The organism is Pseudoalteromonas sp. Isolate6, from assembly GCF_022398435.1.
In the GTDB taxonomy this organism is placed as follows: Bacteria; Pseudomonadota; Gammaproteobacteria; order Enterobacterales; family Alteromonadaceae; genus Pseudoalteromonas; species Pseudoalteromonas galatheae.
The window spans coordinates 1-1,641 of record NZ_JAKEVK010000370.1 but is presented as its reverse complement, the minus strand read 5'-3'; the positions used below and the strand labels follow the sequence as shown (position 1 = coordinate 1,641).

General features: G+C 38.8%; 1 protein-coding gene and 1 rRNA gene. Both read right to left on the bottom strand.

All coding sequences use genetic code 11. From position 1 onward, the window contains the following. Nucleotides 1-76 (bottom strand): 16S ribosomal RNA (locus L1D50_RS22955); the annotation flags it as partial. A 550-nt stretch (nucleotides 77-626) separates the two neighbouring features. Further along, complete coding sequence (locus L1D50_RS22950) at nucleotides 627-1,556, bottom strand: porin (protein WP_128727742.1); 930 nt, start codon at nucleotides 1,554-1,556, stop codon at nucleotides 627-629. Between the last annotated feature and the right edge of the window lie 85 nt (nucleotides 1,557-1,641).

The window sequence follows — 1,641 nt, the reverse complement described above, 5'->3', positions numbered from 1 at the left end:
AATGTTACCGCTCGACTTGCATGTGTTAGGCCTGCCGCCAGCGTTCAATCTGAGCCATGATCAAACTCTTCAATTAAAAGTTTTTTTGAAACCTAAGTTTCGCGCTCATTGAATTCTGATTTTGATACCTTTCGGTATCGAATTGACTGTGCTGAATAAACTATGTTTATTCTGTTGGTCACTCAGTTCAATTGAGACTCTAAATTTGTTTGCGTCATCTAGCGAACCAGAATCTGCTGTTAGAACTCAATCTGTACGAGTGCCCACACAGATGATTGCTTCATATTTTTAAAGAACATTTCGAAACATTTCATTGTTTCGAGGGATGTGCATTCTAAGCATTCCCAATTTTTTGTCAACACTTAATTTTTAATTTCTTTGGCAGAAGTTTCGAACTTAAGTTTTACTTGACTCTAACTCGCTGCTGCTTTGCTTTTCAGCGTAGCGCCCCGTGTCAGTGGGGTCGCATTATAGGGCGATCCGATTTTAGTGCAACCCTTTTTTTAAAGAAAATTGCGAAAAAACGTTTATTCGAGCAAAAACAAAACAACCAGTATATAAAACAAACAAAAACACCCGCATTAGGCGGGTGTTTCGCGATTTGAAGCTCAGTGATAGTCTATAAATTAAAACTTATACTCGATACCTAAGCCTAGATAATCCTTTTCTACTTGATTGTCTGCATCAAATGTTGAGTAGAAACCATAAACCTTCGCGTTTTTAGCAAGCTTGTAATCAACACCGACAGAAACACCATCTACTTTGTCACCAGCATCAAAGTCAATAACTTGATATTGTGCTTTCAAGGTTGCATTACCCAATTTGTAAGCTGCATTTAGTAAATAGCCATCGGCCTCTGCACTACCATCCACCTTTTCTTGTGTCTGGTACATTGCACCAAGTTTGACATCAGCTACTTTACCTTGAACAGTAAAACGAACCGTGTCATAGCCATTTACTTCGCTATCTGCCGCAATCGCTGCATAAATAGTTGACTCTTTCAACCCGGCATCGCCATAGGTTAGCGCAGTAGAGAAACCATTTTCACCTTCTTCACTGTCTTCAGCAATAAAGCTTCCTAATACTCTAAAGCCATTAAAGCTTGGTGATTTGTAGGAGATTGAGTCACCTAAGCGATTTTCGCCTTTAAAGAGAACCTTAATGTCACCCTCGAGGTCGTTGAACTGATCTAACTTACCTTGAGACTGTTTTAATGCAGTGTCATTACGGCCGATAACTACTTCACCGAAGCTACCTTTTAAACCCACGTACTGGTTACGTGCGGTAATATTGTCTTTATCACCTTTTGAATCAGCGTCAGAGACATCTACTTGGAACTCAAGCTTATAAATAACTTCTAAACCAGAATCTAATTTCTCAGAACCTTTGAAACCAAAGCGAGATGCGTTACTTTTAATTTCAGTAACTGAGCCTGCACCATCGTCAGAAGATTGTACCGATACATTCGCTTTACCATAAACATCAACTTCAGCGTTGGCTTGAAAAGTGAATGCACTTAATAATGATAGCGCTAAAGCAGTCTTAGTTAGTTTCATGTGTATTTCCTCAATATCGCAACACGTATTTTTCAAAACACGCGCAGTTTGACATTGGTAAATGACAAAAATATTACACATAAAA